The organism is Polaromonas sp. C04, assembly GCF_002002705.1.
In the GTDB taxonomy this organism is placed as follows: Bacteria; Pseudomonadota; Gammaproteobacteria; order Burkholderiales; family Burkholderiaceae_C; genus Rhodoferax_A.
This window is the reverse complement of sequence record NZ_MUNS01000023.1, coordinates 155,785-177,936: the sequence shown is the minus strand read 5'-3', so window position 1 is coordinate 177,936 and position 22,152 is coordinate 155,785. Positions and strand designations below refer to the sequence as shown.

Here is a 22,152-nt window from a genome sequence, read left to right as displayed (position 1 = left end):
ATGCCTGCTTCAGGTTAAAGCGGCTTTTGGAGAGTCTCGTGGGCAAAGTCAATTCTGTGCAGCCGGCTACAGAATTTTTGCCAAAAAGTCCTTCGTGCGCTGGGCTTGCGGATTCGAAAAGATATCTTGCGGCTTTCCTTCTTCGACGATGTAGCCGCCGTCCATGAAGATGACGCGATGCCCGACCTCGCGGGCAAAGCCCATCTCGTGGGTGACGACCACCATCGTCATGCCTTCGACCGCCAGCGCCTTCATCACCTGCAGCACTTCACCGACCATTTCGGGGTCGAGCGCGGAGGTGGGTTCGTCGAACAGCATGACGGCGGGCTCCATCGCCAGTGCCCGGGCGATCGCCACACGCTGCTGCTGGCCGCCGGAGAGCTGATCGGGGTAGCTGTCTTCCTTGCCCGACAGGCCGACCTTCGCCAGTAGTTCGCGCGCAATCTTGTTGCTGTCGGCCTCCGACATTTTCTTGACCTTGCGCGGGCCGATCGTGATGTTCTCCAGAATGGTCAGGTGCTTGAACAGGTTGAACTGCTGAAACACCATGCCCACATGCTGGCGCAGCTTGTGGATATTCTTCCTGGAGTGGGTGAGCTTCATGCCGGCGATTTCGATTTCACCGCTTGTCACCTCTTCCAGCCCGTTCAGGCATCGCAGGAACGTGCTCTTGCCGCTGCCCGACGGGCCGATGACAACAACGACCTCCTTCTCCTGCACATGATTGTTGATGCCCTTGAGGATCTCGTGCGCGCCAAAGGACTTGTGGAGATTGTTAACGTTTATCAACTTGAAGCCTCCTCTCCAGATGAGACGCCCACTGCGACACCGCGAAGATGATGATGAAGTACAGGACGGCGATCAGGCCCCAGATCTTGAATGACTCGAACGTGGATGCGATAACGATCTCGCCCTTGTAGACGAGTTCGATGATGCCCACTGGCGCCAGCAGCGAGGTGTCCTTGATCGTTTGCGCCGCCTGATTGACCAGCGGCGGAATCATCCGCTTGAACGCCTGTGGCAGCACGATGTAGCGCATGGTCTGGAAGCCCGTCATGCCGATGCTCTCAGCTGCTTCCCTCTGGCCTCGATCGACACCCAGAATGCCCGCGCGAATGATCTCCGTGACGTACGCGCCTTCGTTCAAACTGAGCGTGAACGCCGCAGCCAGAATCGGATAGGTCAGCTGCCCAAACCATTCGTTGACCGGCAGGATGGCGGGCAGCCCCAGCACGATGAAAAACAGCTGGACCAGCAGCGGGGTGGAACGGAATATCTCGACGTATGTCGACGCGAGCCAGTTCAGGATGCGGAACCGGGACAGGCGCATCAGCGCCGCGACCAGGCCGATGATCACCATGAGGATGATCGCGACGATCGCATACTGGATCGTGAGGCGCAGTCCATCCAGAAGAACGGGGAGGTTTTGCCAGATTACATTCATAAGCCTTGGCCTCGTCTTGTTTTTTTATGCCATCGATTCCGGTGTGGCTGAAAACAAGGTGCGCAGCGCAACGTGCGCACCGCGCGTCCCTCGTGTCAGCCCGGCAAATGAAAGGGAGCCTAGTCTGTGATCGCCACGTCGGCCGGTTTCATCACACCGTTGACTGCGCCGCTGACATCACCACCAAAGTACTTCACAAACAATTGGTGGTACTCGCCGCTCTTCTTGATCTTGGCCAGACCGTCATTGATCTTGCCGGCCAGTGCAGGATTCTTCTTGCTCACCGCGATACCGTAGTATTCACCGGTCAGCAGATCACCCACGACCTTCATGCCCGGGTGCGATGTCTTGAAGTTGACATTGACCGGGTTGTCGAACACCACTGCGTCCACACCGCCGGTGGCAAGCGCCTGGTAGGCGGTATCGATGTCCTGGAACTGCTTGATGTACTCCGGGTTGATGCCGTGCGCGGTCATGTAGTCGACCGACGACGTGGCCTTCTTCGTCGCGACGACGTGGCCCTTCAGGTCAGCGAAACTCTTGATCTTGGAGTCGCTCTTGACGAGCACCGACAGACCCGATTTGTAGTACGCATTGCTGAAGTCGACACTCTGCATGCGGCTTTTCTTGATCGTGATCCCCGCGACCGCGGCATCGATCGATCCGGCCTGCAGACTCGGGATGATTCCGTTGAACGGCATGGTTTTCAGGGTGATGGTCATGCCTTCAGCCTTGGCGATGGCGCTGATCATGTCGATATCGAAGCCCGATACCTTGCCATTCACCTCTGTCTCGAACGGCGGGAACGTGGTATCGGCACCCACGACGATGGACATTTGACCGCCAGCGCTATCCGCGGCCGAGGCCGTCGTGGCACAAACGGAAAAAGCCAGTCCGGCGATCAGGGGAGCGGCCAATGCGGCGAGAAGTGATTTGCTTTTCAAAGCGTTCTCCTTGATTTTGAAAAATTATTGTATGCCTTCAGAGAGCCAGCGCAAGAGCGCCTCGCAGGCGCCGGCGGGGCGGGCCTGGGGCTGCTCGCTCGTCCACCGCCCACCGTCCGGGTGTCAGAATCGGTACTTCGACCTTCTCTCTTGCACTTCAAGATTTCACCATGACCATTTCCATGTATCAGGCCAGCGTGCCGCGGCTGGCGAACATCCTCGGCAACCTGTCGAACATTCTGGACAAGGCGCAGGCTCATGTCGACGCCAGGAAGCTCGATGTTTCCACGCTGATGAACTATCGGCTGTTCCCCGATATGCTGCCTTTCGCAAAGCAGGTGCAGATCGCCTGCGATAAAAGCAGAAGCGTCGTGGCGCGCCTGGCGGGGCTGGATGTGCCGGTCTATGACGACCATGAAAAAACTCTGGCGGAACTCAAGGTTCGTATTGCCAAAACGATTGCCTTTATCCAGAGCGTGTCGCCCGCGCAGATCGACGGCACCGAAGACAAGGAGGTCGTGCTCAAGGTCGCGGGCAAGGAAACGCACTACAAGGGCATGCAACTCCTGCTGGGACATTCCCTGCCGAATGTCTATTTTCACATCACGACTGCGTACAACATCCTGCGCCACAACGGTGTCGGGATTGGCAAACGCGATTACCTCGGCAACCCCTGACCCGGCTGCAGCTCCGCCAATACCGCCTGCATCCGCATTGTTCGGGTCAGCCGTTATGCACCAGCATCTTCGCCTGGGCATTGGCGACTTCGATGCCGTCCTGATTGGTGCAGGTGCCCCCGAGCGTGACCAGCCCGCCCTCGATCTTCGGCTTGGCATCGAGCGCAGCGACCGTCCATTTCACCTTGAGCGTGTCGCCGGCGCGCACCGGGTGGGTAAAGCGGATGTGATGTTCGACATAGGCGATGGCGGTGCTGTGGAACAGCATGCCGAGCGGCGCGGCCATTGCGTTGCTGGTCAGGTAGCCATGCGCAATGCGGCCGCCGTAACGGCTTTTCGCGGCGAACGCTGCATCGACGTGCAGTGGATTGAAGTCGCAGAACAAGCCGGCGCCGAGCACGATGTGCGCCTCCGTGAGTGTCAGGCTGGTTTCAAATTCATTGCCCAGACTGAGTTCGTCGAAGCTGCGACCGATGTACATGTTCATGCTGAGATCCGCAAAGGTGGCCCGATCGGGCCATGCCAGCGCTTGAATGCTGGATGAAAGGCGCGGGCATCATGATAGACCAGCAGCGCCCCATCTCGCCCCAACTGCTTGTCTCCCGGAGTTTGTTCCCCTATGCTTGAAGACCAGCCACTGGAGACAAGCCATGATCAAAGTCAGCGTGATGTACCCCAACACACCCGGGGCCCGTTTCAACCACGAGTATTACCGCGACAAGCACATGCCGCTGGTCAAGAGCAAGATGGGTGACGCCTGCAAGTACTACACGATTGACAAGGGGCTTGCCGGCGGCACTGCTGGCGCGCCCGCGACCTATGTGGGCATGTGCCACATCTTCTGTGATTCCGTGGAGTCGTTTCAAGCCGGCTTCGGACCGCACGCGCAGGAGATCATGGCGGACATTCCGAACTACACCGATTTGAGTCCGGTGATCCAGATCAGCGAAGTCGTGGTGGGCTGAAGGCGCGGGTGTTGGACGGTGCCGGAGACGGCAACGCAAGCTGCGCCGTCTGCGCCACGCGCACGCAGTCCTGGATATGCTGCTCGCCCAGGTAGCGGATGGCCGTGTAGCCCATGGCGGCGGACACGGCCTGGCCGGCCAGAGGCACATACTTGGCGGCCTGCTGCACGGTCAGGCGCATGCCGATCTTTTGCGCGGCCATAAAGACCAGCTCTTTGGTGATGAATTTGCCGATCAGCACCGACCCGACCACGGCGACCGCCTTTTGTACTTGCGCGCGCTGGCCTGGGTCCAGCCGGTCGAGCTGCACGGGCGTGAGGCCGAACTCGGCGCTGATCTTGGGCAGCAGGCGCGACAGCAGGGCGGCGTCCACGGCCCAGTCCAGCCCCGGCACGGGTACCGTGCTGGCCACGGCGGCCACTAGTGCGCGCCGGTGCAGCAACTGGTGGCTGCGGCGCACGGCGGCCGACAGGGCCTCGTCGCCAGCAGCCATTTGCAGGGCGGTCGGCATGCCGTGCCGATCAGGCGAGGGAGATCAAATCGACGGCCAGGCGACCGGGACTGTGCATCATGGTGAGCGCTCCAAAAACGAGTGAATCGGCGAACCACTCTACACCGCTGAGTGTCATTCGATCCCCTCAGGCGCCGGCGGTGTGCTCGATTTCCTCGGTCAGCTCCAGCCAGCGTTCTTCGAGTGCATGCAGCTCGTCGCCGACCGCCTTGAGTCGCTTGCCGGTCTCGGCAATAGCCGCCGGCGCCAGTGGCGTTGCCAGCTGTGCCTCGATCCGCGCTTTTTCCTGCGTCAGCTCCGCCATGCGCCGCTCGCAGCCATCCAGCTCGCGCTTGATGGGCCTGGCCTTGTCCGCCTGCTGCTGCCGGCGCTGCGCGTCGAGTTTTCGCTGTGCCGGTGCATTCTTTGAGTTAAATGTGCCTGTAGCCCCCGTGGGTGCTTCGCTTTCAGCTATTTTTATAGTAGCAACAACGGGCTCCTTCAACGACTCCTTGAGGCTTTCGCGCTGGCGCTTGGCCTCATCCAACAAGTAGCGCTGGTAGTCGTCGAGGTCGCCGTCAAACGGCTCGACACCACCGCGCGTGACCAGCCAGAACTCGTCGCAGACGGCGCGCAGCAGGGCGCGGTCGTGGCTCACCAGCATGACAGTGCCCTCGAACTCGTTGAGCGCCATCGACAGCGCCTCGCGTGTGGCCAGGTCCAGGTGGTTGGTCGGCTCGTCGAGCAGCAGCAGGTTGGGACGCTGCCAGACGATCATGCACAGCACCAAGCGCGCCTTTTCGCCGCCGCTCATGCTGCCCACGGCCTGCTTGACCATGTCGCCGCCGAAGTTGAACATGCCCAGAAAGCTGCGCAGGTCCTGCTCGCGCGTGCCCTGGCCGTGGTTTTGCCCGCGCGCCGCGGTCTCCTTGACGAGACGGATCATGTGCTCCAGCGGCGTATCCAGCGGCCGCAGCACGTCGAGTTCCTGCTGGGCAAAGTAGCCGATGTTCAGGCCCTTGCCTTCGGTGAGTTCGCCTTGAATAGGCGCCAGCGCGCGCGCCACGGTTTTCACCAGCGTGGATTTGCCCTGGCCGTTCGCCCCGAGGATGCCGATGCGCTGGCCCGCCAGCACCGAGCGGTTGACGTGCTGCACGATCACGGTGGGCGGCGTGCCGGCCGGGGCGTCTTCGGGCGGCGGGTAGCCAAAGCTCGCGCCCGACATCGACAGCATCGGATTCGGTAGATTGGCCGGCTCCTTGAACTCGAAGCTGAAGTCGGCGTCGGCCAGCATCGGCGCGATTTTCTCCATGCGCTCGAGCGCCTTGACGCGGCTCTGCGCCTGCCTGGCCTTGCTGGCCTTGGCCTTGAAGCGGTCGATGAACTTTTGCAGGTGCGCGATCTTGTCCTGCTGCTTGCCAAAGGCGGCCTGCTGCAGCTCCATCTGCTCGGCGCGCATGTCCTCGAATTTGCTGTAGTTGCCGCCGTAGCGCACCAGCTTGCCGGCGTCGATGTGCAGGGTGACGTTGGTCACCGCATCGAGAAACTCGCGGTCGTGGCTGATCACCACCAAGGTGCCCTCGTAGCGCTTGAGCCACGCTTCCAGCCACACCAGCGCGTCCAGATCCAGGTGATTGGTCGGCTCGTCGAGCAGCAGCAGGTCGGACGGGCACATCAGCGCGCGCGCCAGCTGCAGCCGCATGCGCCAGCCGCCCGAGAAGCTGTTCACCGGGTTGCTCAGCTCGGTGGTCTTGAAGCCCAGGCCCAGGATCAGCGCCTGGGCACGCGCGGGCGCATCGTGCGCTCCGGCGTCGTGCAGCTCCATGTAGGCGTGCGCCATGCGGTCGTAGTCTTCGGTGGCCTCGGCAGCGATTACCTCGGTCTGGGCGGCCAGCAGGGCGGTGTCGCCCTCGACCACGAAGTCGGTGGCGCTCTGGTCGGTCTCGGGCATCTCCTGCGCGACCTGGCCCATGCGCCACTGGGCCGGGATGTAGTAGTCGCCGCCGTCTTCGTGCAGCGTGCCGTTCAGCAGTGCAAACAGCGAGGATTTGCCGGCGCCGTTGCGCCCCACCAGGCCGACCTTCTCGCCGGGGTTGAGGGTCACAGAGGCGCTGTCGAGCAGCACCTTCGCGCTGCGGCGCAGGGTCACGTTTTTAAGGGTAATCATGATTCAAGAGATTCGCGCGTCACCAGCAGCACCTGGTCAACGCCTGCGCTGGTTTCCAGCCAGACCGCTTCGAGGTGCGGAAAGGCGGCTTCAAAGTGATCGCGCTCGTGGCCGATTTCCAGCACCAGCACGCCGTGTTCGGTCATGTGCTGCGGCGCGTCGCGCAGCAGCTGGCGGATGAAGTCCATGCCATCCGCGCCACCGGCCAGCGCCAGTGCGGGCTCGGCGCGGTACTCGGGGGGCAGGGCGGTCATGCTTTGCGTGTTGACGTAAGGCGGGTTGCACAGAATCAGGTCGTAAGGGCCGCCCACCTGGGCCAGGCCATCGGACGGCAGCAGTGTGATGCGCCGCTGCAGCTGGTGCCGGTCCACGTTGATGCGGGCGACTTCGAGGGCATCGGTGGAAATATCGGCGGCATCGATGCTGACCTCCGGATAGACCATCGCCGCCAGCACGGCCAGACTGCCATTGCCGGTGCACAAATCCAGCACACGACGGGTCTGCGGTTCCAGCCACGGGTCGATGTCGCCGTGTACCAGCAGCTCGGCAATCAGGCTGCGCGGCACGATGGCACGTTCGTCCACATAGAACGGCACGCCCTGCAGCCAGGCCCCGCGGGTCAGGTACGCGGCGGGTTTACGCGTTTCGATGCGCGCTCTTAAAAGAGTAGCTACCTGTGCTTGCTCCAAGGGGGCTACGGGCCGATTTGCTACTGAATCCGGGCCCTGCAGCGGGGAATCCAGCGGCAGGCCCAATTGCCACAGCACCAGCCAGGCGGCTTCGTCGAACGCATTGTTGGTGCCGTGGCCAAAGGAAACGCCGGCTCCTGCGAGCTGCTCGGCGCCCGCGTCGATCAACTCGCCGATGGTCATGCGGACAGCGTTTCCAGCACGCGGCGGTAGATGTTCTTGAGCGGTTCGATATCGGCCACCGCCACGCACTCGTCGATTTTGTGGATGCTGGCGTTGGGTGGGCCGAGTTCGATCACCTGCGGGCAGATCTTGGCGATGAAGCGGCCGTCGCTGGTGCCGCCGGTGGTGGAGAGTTCGGTCTCGAGGCCGGTCTCGGCCCGAATCGCGTCCTGCACCGCGCTGACCAGCGTGCCGGGCGTGGTCAAAAAGGGCAGACCGCCCACGGTCCACTGCAGCTCATAGTCCAGGCCATGCCGGTCCAGCACGGCGTGCAGGCGTTGCTGCAAGCCTTCGGGCGTCGATTCGGTCGAAAAGCGGAAATTGAAGTCGATCACGACCGTGCCGGGAATCACGTTGCCGGCCCCGGTGCCACCGTGGATGTTGCTCATCTGCCAGGTGGTGGGCGGGAAGAATTCGTTGCCGCGGTCCCATTCGACAGTGACCAGCTCGGCCAGCGCGGGCGCGACCAGATGGATCGGGTTCTTCGCCAGATGCGGATAGGCGATGTGGCCCTGCACGCCTTTGACCGTGAGCTTGCCGCTCATGGTGCCGCGGCGCCCGTTCTTGATCATGTCGCCGGTGCGCTTGACCGAAGTCGGCTCGCCCACGATGCAATAGTCCAGCCGCTCGCCACGCACCTTGAGGCGCTCGCAGACCGTCACGGTGCCGTCCAGCGCCGGGCCTTCTTCGTCGCTCGTGAGCAGGAAACCGATGGACAGCGCCGGGTCGGGATGCGCCGCCAGAAACTCTTCCACCGCCACCACCATGGCCGCCAGCGAGGTCTTCATGTCGGCGGCGCCGCGGCCGTACAGCAGGCCGTCCCGATGCGTGGGCGTGAACGGGTCGCTGCGCCACTGCGCCAGCGGGCCGGTCGGTACCACATCGGTGTGGCCCGCGAAAACTATCAATTTGGTAGCGTCTTGTGCCCGTGCAGGCTGGGCATTCGCGTTAAAACCTTTGCGAACCGCCCACAGGTTGGTGACCTGAAAGTGCTCCGGGCCGCCCAGGATGGTTTCGCATTCGAAGCCGAGCGGGGCCAGGCGCGCGCCGATGATCTTCAGGCAGCCCATGTCATTGGGCGTGACCGAGGGTCGGGCGATCAGCTGTTCGGCAAGGTGGAGCGTGGAGGTCATGGAGTGGGTCCGCAATCAGGGCATTGGCATTACAACGGGCCAAAGCCCGTCTTGCCAAAACCGGTGGCGCCGAAACCGGTCGTGCGCACGTCCAGCGTAATTTCTGTGAATGAAGGATCGTCGCTTTGCGGCTCTTCTTCCAGCGCCTTGGCCGCCCGGACCTGGTTGTTCTGCAGGCGCCACATCAGGTTGGTGGGCGAATCCGAATGGCTCAGGCCTTCCTTGCGCTCGACGCTGCCGTCCAGAATCAGGCGCGCGATGTCTTCTTCAAAGCTTTGCGAGCCCTCGGCAATCGAGTTTTCCATGGCTTCCTTGACGCCCGGGAAGTCGCCTTTCTCGATCAGCTCGGCCACCAGCTTGGTGTTGAGCATGACCTCCACGGCGGGCAGCCGCTTGCCGGCGGCGGTGCGCAGCAGGCGCTGCGACACCACGGCCTTGAGCGCGGCGGCCAGGTCGCCCAGCATGGTCGGGCGCACTTCCACGGGGTAGAAGCTCAGGATCCGGTTCAGCGCCTGGTAGCTGTTGTTGGCATGCATGGTGGCCAGGCACAGGTGGCCCGACTGGGCGTAGGCGATGGCCGAGGACATGGTGTCGCGGTCGCGGATTTCGCCGATCAGGATCACGTCGGGTGCCTGCCGCAGCGCGTTGCGCAGCGCGGTTTGCAGCGACTCGGTGTCGGTGCCGACCTCGCGCTGGTTGATCACGGACTTCTTGTTCTTGAACATGTACTCGATCGGGTCCTCGATCGTGAGGACGTGGCCCACGGCGTTTTCGTTGCGGTGGTCGATCATGGAGGCCAGCGTCGTGCTCTTGCCCGCGCCGGTGGCGCCCACCAGCAGCAGCAGCCCGCGCTTTTCCATCACCAGCTGGCTCAGGATGGGCGGCAGGTTCAGCGAGTCCAGCGGCGGAATGTCGTCGGCGATGTAGCGGATCACGGCGGCATAGCTGCCGCGCTGGCGCAGGCCGCTGATGCGGAAATTGCCGACCCCATGGAGCGGAAAGGCCATGTTCAGCTCGCCGGTCTTTTCCAGCTCCTCGATGCGCTCGGGCGCCAGGATTTCGGCCAGCAGGTTGCGCGGTGCCTCGGGCGGCAGCACCTGCGCGTTGATGGGAACGCACTGGCCATTGATCTTGATCAGCGCCGGCGAGTGGGCCGACAGGTACACGTCCGAGGCCTTGCGGTCCGCCATCAGGCGAAGAATTCTCTCCATCGTGTTCATCGTGCGTCTTTTCCCGGAAGTGTTGTGAGGTGGTGACCGGCTCAGTCGCGCAGCAGCTCGTTCAGGCTGGTAGTGGCGCGGGTTTTCGCGTCGACCCGCTTGACGATGATGGCGGCGTACAGGCTATACTTGCCGCCGGGCTTGGGCAGGCTGCCGCTGATCACGACCGAGCCCGCGGGGATGCGGCCGTAGCTCACCGTGTCGCTGGCGCGGTCGTAGATCGGGGTGCTCTGGCCCAGGTACACGCCCATCGAGATGACCGAGTTTTCTTCGACGATCACGCCTTCGACCACTTCGGAGCGTGCGCCGATGAAGCAGTTGTCCTCGATGATGGTTGGATTCGCCTGCAAGGGCTCGAGCACGCCGCCCAAGCCGACGCCGCCGGACAGGTGCACGTTCTTGCCAACTTGCGCGCACGAGCCCACGGTAGCCCAGGTGTCGACCATCGTGCCTTCATCGACGTAGGCGCCGATGTTGACGTAAGAGGGCATCAGGATCGCGCCTTTGGCAATAAAGCTGCCGCGGCGTGCCACGGCCGGCGGCACCACGCGCACGCCGGTGCCGCGCATCTGCTCTGCGTCGAGGTGCGCGAATTTGGTTTTGACCTTGTCGTAAAACCCCAGATCGCCGGCGCGGATGATTTCGTTGTCGTTCAGTCGAAAGCTCAGCAGCACGGCCTTCTTGAGCCACTGGTGCGTGGTCCACTGGCCCACGCCTTCGCGCGTGGCTACGCGCAGATGGCCGTTGTTGAGTTCGCCGATGGCGTGCTCCACGGCTTCGAGCACTTCCTTGGGTGCGGCCTTGGGCGAGAGGTTGGCGCGATCTTCCCACGCGGTATCGATGATTTTTTGCAGTTGTTGGGTCATGGTGGAGGTCTCGGGATCGGGGTTTTGGAAATCAGGATTGGGCTTTGACAAATCGAACGATGCGCTGCGCGGCCTCCAGGCACTCCGCTGTTTCAGCCACCAGCGCCATGCGGATGCGGCCCCGGCCGGGGTTCGAGCCATGGGCCTCGCGCGCCAGATAACTGCCGGGCAACACCGTCACATTGTATTGAGCCAGCAATTCGCTTGCGAAAACGGTGTCATCGCCGGGCCCGCCGGTGCGACTGGCGGGCACCTTGGCCCACAGGTAAAAGCCGGCGTCGGGCAGCGCCACCTCCAGCACTTGGGCAAGCAGTGGCGTGACCTGGGCAAATTTCTCGCGGTACATTGCGCGGTTGTCCACCACATGCTGCTCGTCGCGCCAGGCGGCGATGCTGGCCGCCTGCACCACGCCGCCCATGGCGCTGCCGTGGTAGGTGCGGTAGAGCAAAAACTGCTTCAGCAGCGCCGCATCGCCCGCCACGAAGCCGCTGCGCATGCCGGGCACATTGCTGCGCTTGGACAGACTGGTGAACGAGACCAGATTTTTGAAGTTGCTGCGCCCCAGTTGCGCCGCCGCCTGCAGCGCGCCCAGCGGCGGCTCCTCGCGGAAATAGATCTCGCTGTAGCACTCGTCCGAGGCAATCACGAAACCATGGCGCTCGCTCAAGTCGAACAGCTTGCGCCACTCGGCCATTGGCATCACGGCGCCCGTGGGGTTGCCGGGCGAGCAGGCGAACAGCAGCTGCGTGCGCGCCCAGACCTCGGCCGGCACGCTGTCCCAGTCCACTGCGAAGTTACGTGCCGGATCGCTCGGTGCAAAGTACGGCTGCGCGCCCGCCAGCAGCGCCGCGCCCTCGTAGATTTGGTAGAACGGGTTGGGGCAGACCACGATCGCCCCTGGCCGGGTCGGGTCCAGCACGGTTTGCGCGAAGGCAAACAGCGCCTCGCGCGAGCCATTGACAGGCAGCACCTGGGTGGCCGGGTCCAGCGCCAGGCCGTAACGGCGCTCGAGCCATGCGACAAAGGCCTCGCGCAGTTGGGGCGAGCCCGCGGTGGCCGGATAGGCGGCCAGTCCGCCGGCCGGGTCGGCTGCGGCATTCATCAGGGCCTGTTTGACGAGGTCGGGAGTGGCATGCCGCGGCTCGCCGATGCCCAGGCTGATGGGACGGTAGGAGGTGTTGGGGGTGATGCCGGCGAATAATTGCCGCAGCCGCTCGAAGGGATAGGGCTGTAATTGACTCAACAAGGGGTTCATCCCCGAATTATCCCGGATGGACCGTGCTGTGATGAGGAATCGGCTGGATTTCATGTAAAACAGGGGGCGTTTGGCGCTCCGCCGTCCCGGATACTGGGGGAAGGTCCAGGCAACAAGAAGTCACAACATGAAATTTCTTCCATGAGCCGTTTTTTCCGAGCGCCGGCGTACCTGTCGGCCCTGTTGTGTGTTGCTGCGGCATTGGCAGGCTGCTCGCACCACGACGACAACACTTATCAGGGCTATATCGAGGGCGAATTCGTGTACCTCGGCTCGTCGCAGTCCGGCAAGCTCGCGCAATTGCCGGTGGCGCGCGGGCAGACGGTCGAGGCCGGTGCGCCGGTGTTCGCGCTCGAATCGGTGGACGAAGCCGCTGCGGTGCAGCAGGCGCAGCAGCAACTCGCGGTGGCGCGCGCGCAACTGGCCGACATCCAGACCGGCAAGCGGCCGCCCGAAGTCAACGTCATCAAGGCACAGCTCGCGCAGGCGCTCGCCAATGCGCGCAAGGCCGCATTGCAGCTCACGCGCGACGAGGCCCAGTTCCGCGTCGGCGGGATCGCGAAGGCGCAACTCGACGACTCGCAGGCCAACGCCGATGCGACCGCGGCCCGGGTGCGCGAACTGGCGCATCAGGTCGATGTCGCCAGGCTCCCCGGGCGGTCCCAGCAGATCAGCGCGCAGAGTGCGCAGATCGAAGCGGCGCAGGCGGCCGTCGCCCAGGCGCGCTGGAAGCTGGATCAGACGCGTGTGAACGCGCCGGCCGGGGGGCTCGTGTACGACACGCTGTATCGCATCGGCGAATGGGTGCAGGCCGGCAATCCCGTCGTGCAACTGCTGCCACCGCAAAACGTAAAGGTGCGCTTTTTTGTGTCGGAGACGATCGTCGGCGCCCTGGCGCCGGGCCGCGCCCTGGCGATCCACTGCGACGGCTGCGCTGCGGACGTGCCTGCGAAGATCACGTACATCGCGAACAAGGCTGAATACACGCCGCCCGTGATCTACAGCAACGAGAACCGCGCGAAGCTGGTGTTCATGGTCGAAGCGCGTCCTTCCGCCGCCGCCGCCGCGCGGCTGCATCCCGGCCAGCCCGTCGCGGTGACATTGCAATGAGCCCGACCGCGCCGCCCTACGCCATCGACGTGCAAAAGCTCAACAAACGCTTCGGCGACAAGCATGTCGTGAGCGACCTGTCGCTGCAGGTCGCGCGCGGCGAGATCTTCGGCTTTCTCGGGCCGAATGGCAGCGGCAAGACCACCTCCATCCGCCTGATGTGCGGATTGCTCACGCCGGATTCGGGCACCGGCACCTGTCTTGGCTACGACATCGTGCGCGAGAGTGCGCAGATCAAGCGCAACGTCGGCTACATGACGCAGCGCTTCTCCTACTGGGACGACCTGACGATCCGGGAAAATCTCGACTTTGTCGCGCGCATTTACCAGATGCCGGCCCGCCGCGAAACGGTGGACCGCTCGCTTGAGTCGCTCGGTCTGCAGAGTCGGGCGGATCAACTGACGGGCGCGTTGTCCGGTGGCTGGAAGCAACGGCTCGCGCTCGCCGCCTGCATGCTGCACGAGCCGCAGCTGCTGTTGCTCGACGAACCGACCGCGGGCGTCGACCCCGGGGCGCGCCGCAACTTCTGGGAAACGCTGCACCAGCTCGCTGCGCGCGGCATCTCAGTGCTGGTCAGCACGCATTACATGGACGAGGCCGAGCGCTGCCACAAGCTCGCGTACATGGCGTACGGCAGGCTGCTGGCGCAAGGCACCGCAAAACAAATCATCGACTCGCAGAATCTCGCAACGTGGAGCCTGTATGGCGAACATCTGAGCCAACTGTCGGATCGGCTGCGCGGGATGCCGGGTGTCGATCAGGTCGCCGTGTTTGGTTCGGCGCTGCATGTCAGTGGCAGCGACCACGCTGCGCTCGAAGCCGCTGTCGAGCAGGCGACCGCCGGCACGGGGTTGCGCATCGAGCGTATCGAGACCGGACTCGAGGACGTGTTCATCTACCTGGTGGACCGTTCAAGCGACAACGATGGAGCGCCATCGTGACGACGCGCGTTCTTTTCTCGTGGTCGCGCTGGTGGAGCATCGTGCTCAAGGAGTTCCTGCAACTGCGGCGCGACCGCATCACGTTCGCCATGATCATCGGCCTGCCGATCATCCAGCTCACGCTGTTCGGCTTCGCGATCAACACCGACCCCAAGCACCTGCCCACCGCCGTCGTCATGGGCGACCAGAGCGCCTTCACGCGCAGTTTTGTCGCGGCGATGACCAACTCCAGCTATTTCGACATCGTTGAAACCCTGCCCGATGAGGAAGCCGGCCGACGCGCGCTGGCACAAGGCCGGGTGCAGTTCGTGCTCAACATCCCGGTCGATTTTTCGCGCAGGCTGCTGCGCGGTGAGCGTCCGTCGCTGCTGGTCGAAGCCGATGCCACCGACCCCACTGCGACGGGCAGTGCACTGGCGGCGCTCTCCGGCCTGGTGCAGCCGGTTGCGGACAAGGACATTACCGGGCCGCTGGCCCACCTGAATGGCAGCCCTGCTGCGTTCGATGTGCAGGTGCACAAGCTGTACAACCCCGAGGGCATTACGCAATACAACGTGGTGCCGGGCCTGATGGGCGTGATCCTGACACTGACGATGGTGATGATGACCGGCCTGGCGATCACGCGCGAGCGCGAACGCGGCACGATGGAAAACCTGCTCGCGACACCCGCGCTGCCGGTCGAGGTGATGACCGGCAAGATCGTGCCTTATGTGGTGATCGGGCTGGTGCAGGCGTCCATCATCCTGGCCGCGGCGCGCCTTGTCTTTCATGTGCCGTTCGCGGGCAGCCTGCTCGCCATCTATCTGGCCTCGCTGCTGTTCATTGCGGCGAACCTGACGGTCGGCATCACGCTGTCGTCGATGGCCCGGAACCAGTTGCAGGCCATGCAGCTGACCGTGTTCTATTTTCTGCCGAGCCTGCTGCTGTCGGGCTTCATGTTCCCGTTCGCGGGAATGCCGGGCTGGGCGCAATTCATCGGCAACCTGCTGCCGCTGACCTATTTCAACCGGCTGATTCGCGGCATTTTGCTCAAGGGCAGTGGCTGGGTCGACCTGTGGCCGTCGGTCTGGCCGATGGCGTTGTTCATGGTCATCGTAATGGGCATTGCGCTGCGCTTTTACCGGCGCACGCTCGACTGAGGGGACCGGTCAATGAAGCCGCTCGCTCTTTTCGTCACCATTGCGCTGTGCGGCTGTGCGGTCGGACCGGATTTTCGGCCGCCTGCCGCGCCGGCCACCCAGACCTACACCCGCGAAACCCCGCCTGCGGCAACGGTGGCGGCCGGTGGCGCGGCGGGGGCATCCCAGATCTTTGTCACCGCGCCACACGCCGTCCCGATGTGGTGGACCCGGTTTCACTGCGATGCGCTCAACCGCCTGGTCGATCACGCTTTGCAGCACAGCCCGACGCTCGCGCAAGCCCGCGCAAGACTCATCCAGGCGCGCGAAAACTACCTGGCACAGGCCGGCGCGACCGACTTCCCGAAGATCGACGCGACGCTCGGCGGCGCGCGGCAACAGGTCGATATCGCGGCGTTCGGCATCCAGAATGTGCCGAATCCCGGCCCGTTTTCGTTGTACAACGCGTCGGTCAGCGTGTCGTATGCGCTCGATATCTTCGGCGGCAATCGCCGCGCGCTGGAGGCCTTGAAGGCGCAGATCGACTATCAGTCCTTCGAACTCGAAGCGGCGCGGCTCACACTGGCAGGCAACGTCGTCTCGGCCGCCGTTCGGCGCGCGTCGCTGGCGCAGCAGATCGCGCTGGCACAGCGCCTCGCCGACGCCCAGGCGCAACAACTGGCGATCACCGAGGGACGCTTCGCGGCCGGTGGCGTGGCGCAGCTCGACGTGCGCAGCCAGCGTACGCTGCTGGCGCAGACCCGGGCGTCGCTGCCGCCGCTCGCAACGCAACTCGCGCAGGCCGATCACCAGCTCGCGATTCTGCTGGGCAGCGTGCCGTCCAAGGCGGATTTCGGCGCCATCACGCTCGATGCGCTGCAGTTGCCGGACACGCTGGCGCTCACCCTGCCGTCCACGCTGGCGCGCGAGCGGCCCGACATCCGCGCGTCGGAGGCGCTGCTGCACCAGGCCGGCGCGAATGTCGGCGTGGCGACAGCGAACCTGTATCCGCAGTTCATGATTTCCTCCGGGATCGGCTCGGAGCGCACCCGCATCGAAGATGTCGTGAACGGGCTGAATATCTGGAATGTGGGCCTGGCCCTCACGCAGCCGATTTTTCATGGGGGCGCACTGCAGGCGAAGAAACGCTCGGCGCAGGCGGCGTACGACGCAGCGCTTGCCGGCTACCAGCAGACGGTATTGCAGGCGCTGCAGCAGGTCGCAGACACCTTGACGGCGCTGGGCAACGATGCGCGCGAACTGCAGACCCGCGATGAAGCCGCGCAGCAGGCGCAGGCGAGTCTTGCGATCGCGCAGGAGCGTTATTCAGTCGGCGGCGTCAGCCGGTTCGATCAACTCGATACGCAGCGACAGGCGCTGCAGACGGCGCTGGAGCGGACCCGCGCACAGGCCAACCGGCTCGCCGATACGGCGGCGCTGTTTCAGGCGCTGGGCGGCGGATTGATCACATATTGACACAGGCATCAGCATGACTCGACAACTCATCAGCTCCGGATCGACCTTTGAGCAGGAAATGGGCTACTCGCGCGCCGTGGTGAGCCACGACGCGGGCGGCGACTGGATTTTTGTCTCGGGCACCACGGGCTTTGACTACGCCAGCATGACCATCGCCGGCGACGTGGTGGCGCAGACCGACCAGTGCCTGCGCAACATCCAGGCGGCACTGGCACAGGCCGGCAGCAGCCTGACCGACGTGGTGCGCGTCACCTATGTGCTGCCCGACGCGGCCGATTTCCCGCAATGCTGGCCCACCTTGCGCCGCTACTTCGGCGAAGTTCTCCCTGCGGCCATGATGATCTCGGCCGGCCTGGCCGATCCGCGCATGAAAATCGAGATCGAGGTGACGGCGCGCAAGCCGGCCCCGTGACTCCGTCGGTATAAAAATGATAGCTGCCAAGCCCCGGTTTAAAAGGGCTGCGGCGCTAAAAGGCTCAAATTTCGAGCACCAGCTGGGTTTGCGTCACGACGGCGCACAGCTTGCCCTGGGCGGTCAGGATCTTCGTCTGCCAGACCATCGTGGTCTTGCCCCGGTGCAAGGCCTCGCACTCGGCGGTCACGGTGCTGCCCACCCTGGCGGCACCGATGAACTTGGTGCTCGACTCCACCGTTGCTGTGCGTTTGCCCTCGGCAAGATTGACGAAGGTGCCAACCCCGCCCAGGGTGTCGGCGAATGCCATGATCGCGCCGCCGTGCAGGATTTCACCCGTCGTGCACAGATCGGGCCGGACCTTCAGCGTGGCGACCACGCGGTCCGGCGTCACCTCCACCAGCTGCATGCCGATGAGGCCGGGGAACAGCGGCGCCAGAAGTTCCGCAATGGAAGCAAGATCGTTCACGGTATCTCCTTCGATGTTTGCCGACACAAGGCCCTATTTTGCGGGATTCATTGGCCGCGGGGAGGGGTTCTCGGGCGCGACACTGGCCGACGCAGGGAAGGCGACTGCAATCCGCAACCCCGACTGCGTCGGCTCGCTGGCGTAACCGATGTCGATTTTTGCGTCAAACCGGTCTGCAATGGTCTGCACGATGGACAGGCCCAGCCCGGACCCCACTTCGTCCTGGCCCACGATACGGTAGAAAGGATCGAACACGCGTTGGCGTTCTTCCGGCGCGATGCCCGGTCCCGTATCGGTGACCTGCAAGGTCACCTGGCCCTCGTTGGTGCGCACGGAGAGATTAATCTGGCCCCCGCTGGGCGTATAGCGGATGGCGTTGTCCACCAGATTCTTCACCAGTGTCTTGAGGTCCGCCTCGGGGGCCATCACACTGGCGTCCTGCGCGCCCACGACGCCTGCATCGATATCCTTGACTTCCGCCAGAGGCATCAGATCTTCCAGCACCTGCCGGAAAACCTGTTGCACTGACACCGTTTGGGTTCGCTCCCGGGAAGAATCCTGCACGCGGGCCAGCGTGAGTAGCTGATCCAGCAGACTCCGCGTGCGCCGGATACCGCTGCGCAACACGGCCAGCCGCTCCCTCGCGTGCGCCGACATGTCCGCAGCGTCCAGTTGCTCCGCTTGCAGCGAAAGCGCCGTCAGCGGCGAGCGCAGTTCGTGCGCCGCGTCCGCGACAAAGCGCCGCTGCATCGACACCGACTGGCCCACCCGCGACAGCAACCGATTGATGGCCACCACGAAGGGGCGAACTTCCGAAGGAAGGTGCGCAGGGGCGACTTCGCGCAGATCCTGCTCGGAGCGCCGGTCAAGCTCCAGAGCCATCGTTTTCAGTGGCCGGAACATGTTGCGGATCAGGCCGCCCACCAGCAGCAGCAAGACGGGAATCAGGATCAGGAACGGCATCAAAGTGCGCTGCGCGCTGTCGCGGGCGATCTCATCGCGCACTTCCGTACGCTGACCAATGGCAACCCGGGCTCCGGGCGCCACTGTCTTCACGAACACCCGCCAGGACGTGCCGCCCAGTTTCGTGGTCTGGATGCCATCGGATAAATTGGCTGGCAGGCCGGAGAGCGCCCCAGTCGGCTTGACGAACGTGGCGCTGGCAGGGCGCAGCCACTGCACCATCACGCGCGAGTCGGGATCACCCTCGAGCTTGTCCACGTGCGGGGCGGCGGATGGGACAGGCAACTGCTGCCCATCGAAGAGGGCCGCCATCTGGCGAAGCTGATCGTCCTGCAGTTCGATGGCCTCCTGGAACGCCGACAAAAAAGAAACAATGCCGCCGGCGACCGCAATCATCGCGATGACCCCGCACAGCCAGGCCGACAGCCTGAACTGCAACGACTGCCTCAGCTTTCCCTGGAAACCATCCATCCCACCCCCCGTACATTTTTAATGACGTCACTGCCCAGTTTTTTGCGAAGCGAGTGAATCAGGAATTCGACGGCATTGCTCTCGACCTCTTCGCCCCAGCCGTAAATCCGGTCTTCCAGCTCGCTGCGCGAGAGGATGGCGCCGGGCCGGACCAGCAGGGCTTGCAGCAAGGAAAACTCGCGCCCGGACAGGCGGTTTACCACGCCACTCACGGTGGCTTGCCGTGTGGCGGGGTCGAGCGTCAAAGCACCGTTCGACAGTACCGGGTTGGATGTGCCCCCCTTGCGCCGCAGCACCGCGCGCATGCGCGCCAGCAGTTCGGCCATCTCAAAGGGTTTGAGCACGTAGTCGTCGGCACCGCCGTCCAGCCCGCGAATCCGCTCATTCAGTTCGTCACGCGCCGTGATGATCAGCAGCGGCACGGGGTTGTCCCTGGCGCGGATCGAGGTGAGCACGTCCAGACCATCCTTCCCTGGCAAACCGAGGTCGAGCAGGACGAGGTCATAGTGCTGATCGGCGAGCGTATCAAGCGCTGTTTGCCCATTCTTCACCCAGTCAGCCGCGTAGGAAGCATCCCTCAAAGCACCCTGGATAGCGTCCCCGATCATGGGGTCATCTTCAACCAGCAGAACGCGCATTTATCCTCCGGCGGTCAATGGGCTTGTTTCGCCGCCTTTTGCGGAAAGAACAGGATACAGGTCAGCATCAACGCGAACAGCACCGCCGATGCGGAATAACGGCTCAATGCCAACCCGCCGGCATTCAAAGGCTTGTCGAGAAAGTCACCTACCACAGCCCCCAGGGGGCGCGTGAGAATGAATGCCGCCCAGAACAACAACGTGCGAGAGATGTTTGTCCAGTAGTACGCTGCCGCCATAAGTGCCAGTAGCACGCCAAATACCACCGCACTTCCCTCATAGCCAAGACCTGCCGTGCTGGCCGTCCAGTCGCCCAATGCGGTGCCCAGGGTTTGGGAAAACATGATCGTCACCCAATAGAACATCTCAGCCTTCGGCGAACCGACGGTATCGACCGATACCGTCCCCATGGATCGATACCAGATCGCCAGGGAAGTCATCAACAGGGCAAACAATATGGTCGACCCCCCCGCATAGCCAATGCCAAGAGAACGGTCGGCAAAATCCGCCATCGTGGTCCCGACCGTCGTCGTTGCAATGATGGTGATCCAGTAGAGGAAGGGGTGAAAAGCCTTGGCCTTGATTTGGGCGACCACGGCAATCAGGAAGATGGTCGCAAAAATCGCCGTTGCCACGAGATATCCCAGGTTCATCGACATGGATACCGCGTCGCCGCCGGTTTCACCCAGCGTGGTGGCAGCGATCTTGATGATCCAGAAAATCAGGGTGACTTCCGGGACCTTGCTCAAGGTGGTTGAGAGTTGCTTGTTCATGAGAGGTTTCGCCTTGCTTGTGAGTCCTGCGGCTGCAGTTTGCTCCGGGTTTTGTGTGTGACCGACAGATACCAGATGGCAAAGGTCGCCGCCAGCGCGACGCCGAATACTGCCGTCGTCGTTTGCAGCGGAACATCGAAGCCGTCGACCAGGTTGTCGGTCATGAGCGTGCCAAAAATGCTGAGCAAAACCACTGTGATCCAGTACTTCCATGGCACGTATTTCCTGGCATCCATCTGGGCAACCAAAAAAGCAACAAGCAGCACGCCCATGACGAGCGAGGTGCCCGTCAAGCCCAAATTCAGATTGACGTTGAGAAAGTCCGCCGCCGTCTCCCCAACGGTCGTCGCCAGGATTTTGATGATCCAGAAAAAGATCGTAACTTCTGGAACCTTGTTCAGCATTCGCGCATTGTTTTCGTTCCTGGTGTTCGTCACGGGTTTTCTCCTGTCGGGACTGGTGGTGTTCAAGATGACAGGCACAACTATCGCGGGTGACACTTAGGACAAGCTTAGCGCGTCACTCCGTAAGCCTGCTGCCGCGCATCGGTCGGGCTCGTCGGCTATATTCCACCGGTCGAAGCCGAGGCAAATGACGATCGGCAAATCGCCGAGCCGACCCGCTTCACCGGATCAACTTAACCCAACCCGCCGCGACGAAAGCCGGGGCAATTCACTCGCATGGTCGTCTGCAGATGGCGACGGCCATCAGGAAATCATGGACATTCTTCAAATATTGATATTGGCCATTGTTCAAGGCGCGGCGGAACTGCTGCCGGTCTCAAGTTCGGCACACGTCATCGTTGCCGAGAAGCTCATGGGCCTGGATCCAACCGCGCCTGCCATGACCCTGCTTTTGGTCATGTTGCATACGGGCACGATGTTTGCCGTCATCGCTTATTTCTGGCGGAACTGGGTCGAGACGTACTTCAAATCACCCCATGAGCGACGTACCAATCTCATCGGGATCGTCACGGCCACCGTTGCAACGGGCATTGTTGGATTGACGCTGCAATACCTCATCAAGCACATCGTGGCCAACGGTGACCCTCATTTTGAGATCGAGCAACTCTTCGGGAATTCAAAGCTGATGGCAGCCGCATTGGCAGCGGGCGGGGTGCTGATCATTCTCTCCTCACGGATCAAGGAACGATCAGGCGTTGAGCTTTCACTCAAATCTTCGACCCTGATTGGCGCGGTTCAGGGCCTTTGCCTGCCATTTCGGGGGTTTTCACGCTCCGGAGCCACCATCTCCACCGGCCTCGTCCTTGGCGTATCGCGCCGTCGGGCCGAAGAGTTCAGCTTTGCTCTTGCGGTGGTTTTAACCCCTGCGGTTGTTGCGAAAGAATTGTATCGACTGGTCAAGCACCAAGGCATTGCGCCGGGAGCGTCTTTTCCCAGCCTCATCCACATGGCGGCCCCCGGCCTCCTCGGAATGGTATTCAGCTTCATCGCAGGTCTGGCGGCGCTTCGCTGGCTGTCAAGTTGGCTCGAGAGCGGCAAGTGGTATCTATTTGGTGGCTACTGCCTGGTTGCCTCACTGATTGTGTTGTGGGTGAATTGAAATCGGAGAAGTAGCTGTACGCAGCCAGGCGCTCAGGGCATCAGCAGGCCGAACGCGGCGCTCCACATTATGAAAATCTGTGAGTGCGGCCGCACCCAACCGATATAAGTTGCGCGGTCACCAACGCCTGGCCTGCACCCGTTTTG

General features: G+C 63.0%; 24 protein-coding genes. 8 read left to right on the top strand and 16 right to left on the bottom strand.

The window, feature by feature from the left end:
* Positions 1-66: 66 nt before the first annotated feature.
* The 3 genes from B0E49_RS05835 to B0E49_RS05825 all read right to left on the bottom strand — a co-directional run bounded on the left by B0E49_RS05835 (position 67) and on the right by B0E49_RS05825 (position 2,388).
* Entirely contained in the window at positions 67-789 is a 723-nt protein-coding gene (locus tag B0E49_RS05835; RefSeq protein ID WP_077561134.1) for an amino acid ABC transporter ATP-binding protein, read from the bottom strand.
* Positions 776-1,444 carry an amino acid ABC transporter permease gene (locus tag B0E49_RS05830; RefSeq protein WP_077561133.1) on the bottom strand — a complete coding sequence of 223 codons (669 nt, stop codon included), beginning with the start codon at positions 1,442-1,444 and terminating at the stop codon, positions 776-778. Before B0E49_RS05830 ends, B0E49_RS05835 begins: the two co-directional genes overlap by 14 nt.
* A 119-nt stretch (positions 1,445-1,563) precedes the next feature.
* On the bottom strand, positions 1,564-2,388 hold the full coding sequence (locus B0E49_RS05825) for a basic amino acid ABC transporter substrate-binding protein (protein ID WP_144264456.1): 825 nt from the start codon (positions 2,386-2,388) through the stop codon (positions 1,564-1,566).
* Positions 2,389-2,558: 170 nt separating this feature from the next.
* On the opposite strand from B0E49_RS05825, the gene B0E49_RS05820 reads away from it, so the two are divergent.
* Positions 2,559-3,065: a DUF1993 domain-containing protein gene (locus B0E49_RS05820; RefSeq protein ID WP_077561130.1), complete on the top strand. Its 507-nt coding sequence runs from the start codon at positions 2,559-2,561 to the stop codon at positions 3,063-3,065.
* A 46-nt stretch (positions 3,066-3,111) separates the two neighbouring features.
* On the opposite strand, the gene B0E49_RS05815 is transcribed toward B0E49_RS05820, so the two are convergent.
* The gene (locus B0E49_RS05815; RefSeq protein ID WP_077561128.1) at positions 3,112-3,552 is read right to left on the bottom strand and encodes a MaoC family dehydratase; all 441 of its coding nucleotides are present in this window, start codon (positions 3,550-3,552) and stop codon (positions 3,112-3,114) included.
* Positions 3,553-3,715: 163 nt separating this feature from the next.
* On the opposite strand from B0E49_RS05815, the gene B0E49_RS05810 reads away from it, so the two are divergent.
* Positions 3,716-4,030 (top strand): EthD family reductase, encoded by a 315-nt coding sequence (locus B0E49_RS05810; protein ID WP_077561126.1) that lies wholly within the window; start codon positions 3,716-3,718, stop codon positions 4,028-4,030.
* Here the strand turns inward: B0E49_RS05810 and B0E49_RS05805 are convergent.
* The 7 genes from B0E49_RS05805 to dapC all read right to left on the bottom strand — a co-directional run bounded on the left by B0E49_RS05805 (position 4,008) and on the right by dapC (position 12,072).
* The gene (locus B0E49_RS05805; RefSeq protein ID WP_077561124.1) at positions 4,008-4,541 is read right to left on the bottom strand and encodes a hypothetical protein; all 534 of its coding nucleotides are present in this window, start codon (positions 4,539-4,541) and stop codon (positions 4,008-4,010) included. The genes B0E49_RS05810 and B0E49_RS05805 overlap by 23 nt on opposite strands.
* Positions 4,542-4,668: 127 nt before the next feature.
* The gene (locus tag B0E49_RS05800; protein ID WP_077561122.1) at positions 4,669-6,687 is read right to left on the bottom strand and encodes an ABC-F family ATP-binding cassette domain-containing protein; all 2,019 of its coding nucleotides are present in this window, start codon (positions 6,685-6,687) and stop codon (positions 4,669-4,671) included.
* Positions 6,684-7,559: a 50S ribosomal protein L3 N(5)-glutamine methyltransferase gene (prmB, locus tag B0E49_RS05795; protein WP_077561120.1), complete on the bottom strand. Its 876-nt coding sequence runs from the start codon at positions 7,557-7,559 to the stop codon at positions 6,684-6,686. The genes B0E49_RS05800 and prmB overlap by 4 nt, the downstream gene beginning before the upstream one ends.
* Positions 7,556-8,731: a succinyl-diaminopimelate desuccinylase gene (gene dapE, locus B0E49_RS05790; protein WP_077561118.1), complete on the bottom strand. Its 1,176-nt coding sequence runs from the start codon at positions 8,729-8,731 to the stop codon at positions 7,556-7,558. Before dapE ends, prmB begins: the two co-directional genes overlap by 4 nt.
* A gap of 29 nt (positions 8,732-8,760) precedes the next feature.
* Entirely contained in the window at positions 8,761-9,951 is a 1,191-nt protein-coding gene (locus B0E49_RS05785) for a PilT/PilU family type 4a pilus ATPase (protein WP_077561116.1), read from the bottom strand.
* Between the two features lie 41 nt (positions 9,952-9,992).
* Positions 9,993-10,817 carry a 2,3,4,5-tetrahydropyridine-2,6-dicarboxylate N-succinyltransferase gene (gene dapD / locus B0E49_RS05780; RefSeq protein WP_077561114.1) on the bottom strand — a complete coding sequence of 275 codons (825 nt, stop codon included), beginning with the start codon at positions 10,815-10,817 and terminating at the stop codon, positions 9,993-9,995.
* Positions 10,818-10,848: 31 nt separating this feature from the next.
* Positions 10,849-12,072: a succinyldiaminopimelate transaminase gene (gene dapC / locus B0E49_RS05775; RefSeq protein ID WP_077561100.1), complete on the bottom strand. Its 1,224-nt coding sequence runs from the start codon at positions 12,070-12,072 to the stop codon at positions 10,849-10,851.
* Positions 12,073-12,213: 141 nt separating this feature from the next.
* Here dapC and B0E49_RS05770 point away from each other — a divergent pair, with 141 nt between their 5' ends.
* From B0E49_RS05770 to B0E49_RS05750, 5 genes are read left to right on the top strand one after another with little or no spacing between them, the layout of a single operon-like run.
* Positions 12,214-13,182 carry an HlyD family secretion protein gene (locus B0E49_RS05770; RefSeq protein ID WP_077561099.1) on the top strand — a complete coding sequence of 323 codons (969 nt, stop codon included), beginning with the start codon at positions 12,214-12,216 and terminating at the stop codon, positions 13,180-13,182.
* Positions 13,179-14,123 carry an ABC transporter ATP-binding protein gene (locus B0E49_RS05765; RefSeq protein ID WP_077561097.1) on the top strand — a complete coding sequence of 315 codons (945 nt, stop codon included), beginning with the start codon at positions 13,179-13,181 and terminating at the stop codon, positions 14,121-14,123. Before B0E49_RS05770 ends, B0E49_RS05765 begins: the two co-directional genes overlap by 4 nt.
* Positions 14,120-15,262, top strand: a complete 1,143-nt coding sequence (locus B0E49_RS05760; protein WP_077561092.1) for an ABC transporter permease — start codon at positions 14,120-14,122, stop codon at positions 15,260-15,262. The genes B0E49_RS05765 and B0E49_RS05760 overlap by 4 nt, the downstream gene beginning before the upstream one ends.
* A 12-nt stretch (positions 15,263-15,274) precedes the next feature.
* Entirely contained in the window at positions 15,275-16,717 is a 1,443-nt protein-coding gene (locus tag B0E49_RS05755) for an efflux transporter outer membrane subunit (protein WP_077561091.1), read from the top strand.
* A 13-nt stretch (positions 16,718-16,730) separates the two neighbouring features.
* Positions 16,731-17,129: a RidA family protein gene (locus B0E49_RS05750; protein ID WP_077561090.1), complete on the top strand. Its 399-nt coding sequence runs from the start codon at positions 16,731-16,733 to the stop codon at positions 17,127-17,129.
* A 64-nt stretch (positions 17,130-17,193) separates the two neighbouring features.
* On the opposite strand, the gene B0E49_RS05745 is transcribed toward B0E49_RS05750, so the two are convergent.
* Genes B0E49_RS05745 through B0E49_RS05725 form a run of 5 tightly spaced genes read right to left on the bottom strand, consistent with a single transcriptional unit; the run spans position 17,194 to position 20,880 of the window.
* Positions 17,194-17,598, bottom strand: coding sequence for a PaaI family thioesterase (locus tag B0E49_RS05745; RefSeq protein ID WP_144264455.1), 405 nt, complete (start codon positions 17,596-17,598; stop codon positions 17,194-17,196).
* Between the two features lie 33 nt (positions 17,599-17,631).
* Complete coding sequence (locus tag B0E49_RS05740; protein WP_077561084.1) at positions 17,632-19,032, bottom strand: ATP-binding protein; 1,401 nt, start codon at positions 19,030-19,032, stop codon at positions 17,632-17,634.
* Positions 19,008-19,670, bottom strand: a complete 663-nt coding sequence (locus B0E49_RS05735) for a response regulator transcription factor (RefSeq protein WP_077561082.1) — start codon at positions 19,668-19,670, stop codon at positions 19,008-19,010. Before B0E49_RS05735 ends, B0E49_RS05740 begins: the two co-directional genes overlap by 25 nt.
* A gap of 14 nt (positions 19,671-19,684) precedes the next feature.
* Positions 19,685-20,443, bottom strand: a complete 759-nt coding sequence (locus B0E49_RS05730) for a COG4705 family protein (RefSeq protein ID WP_077561080.1) — start codon at positions 20,441-20,443, stop codon at positions 19,685-19,687.
* Positions 20,440-20,880: a COG4705 family protein gene (locus B0E49_RS05725; protein ID WP_286137824.1), complete on the bottom strand. Its 441-nt coding sequence runs from the start codon at positions 20,878-20,880 to the stop codon at positions 20,440-20,442. Before B0E49_RS05725 ends, B0E49_RS05730 begins: the two co-directional genes overlap by 4 nt.
* Positions 20,881-21,160: 280 nt before the next feature.
* On the opposite strand from B0E49_RS05725, the gene B0E49_RS05720 reads away from it, so the two are divergent.
* On the top strand, positions 21,161-22,006 hold the full coding sequence (locus B0E49_RS05720) for an undecaprenyl-diphosphate phosphatase (RefSeq protein ID WP_077561078.1): 846 nt from the start codon (positions 21,161-21,163) through the stop codon (positions 22,004-22,006).
* Positions 22,007-22,152: the final 146 nt, after the last annotated feature.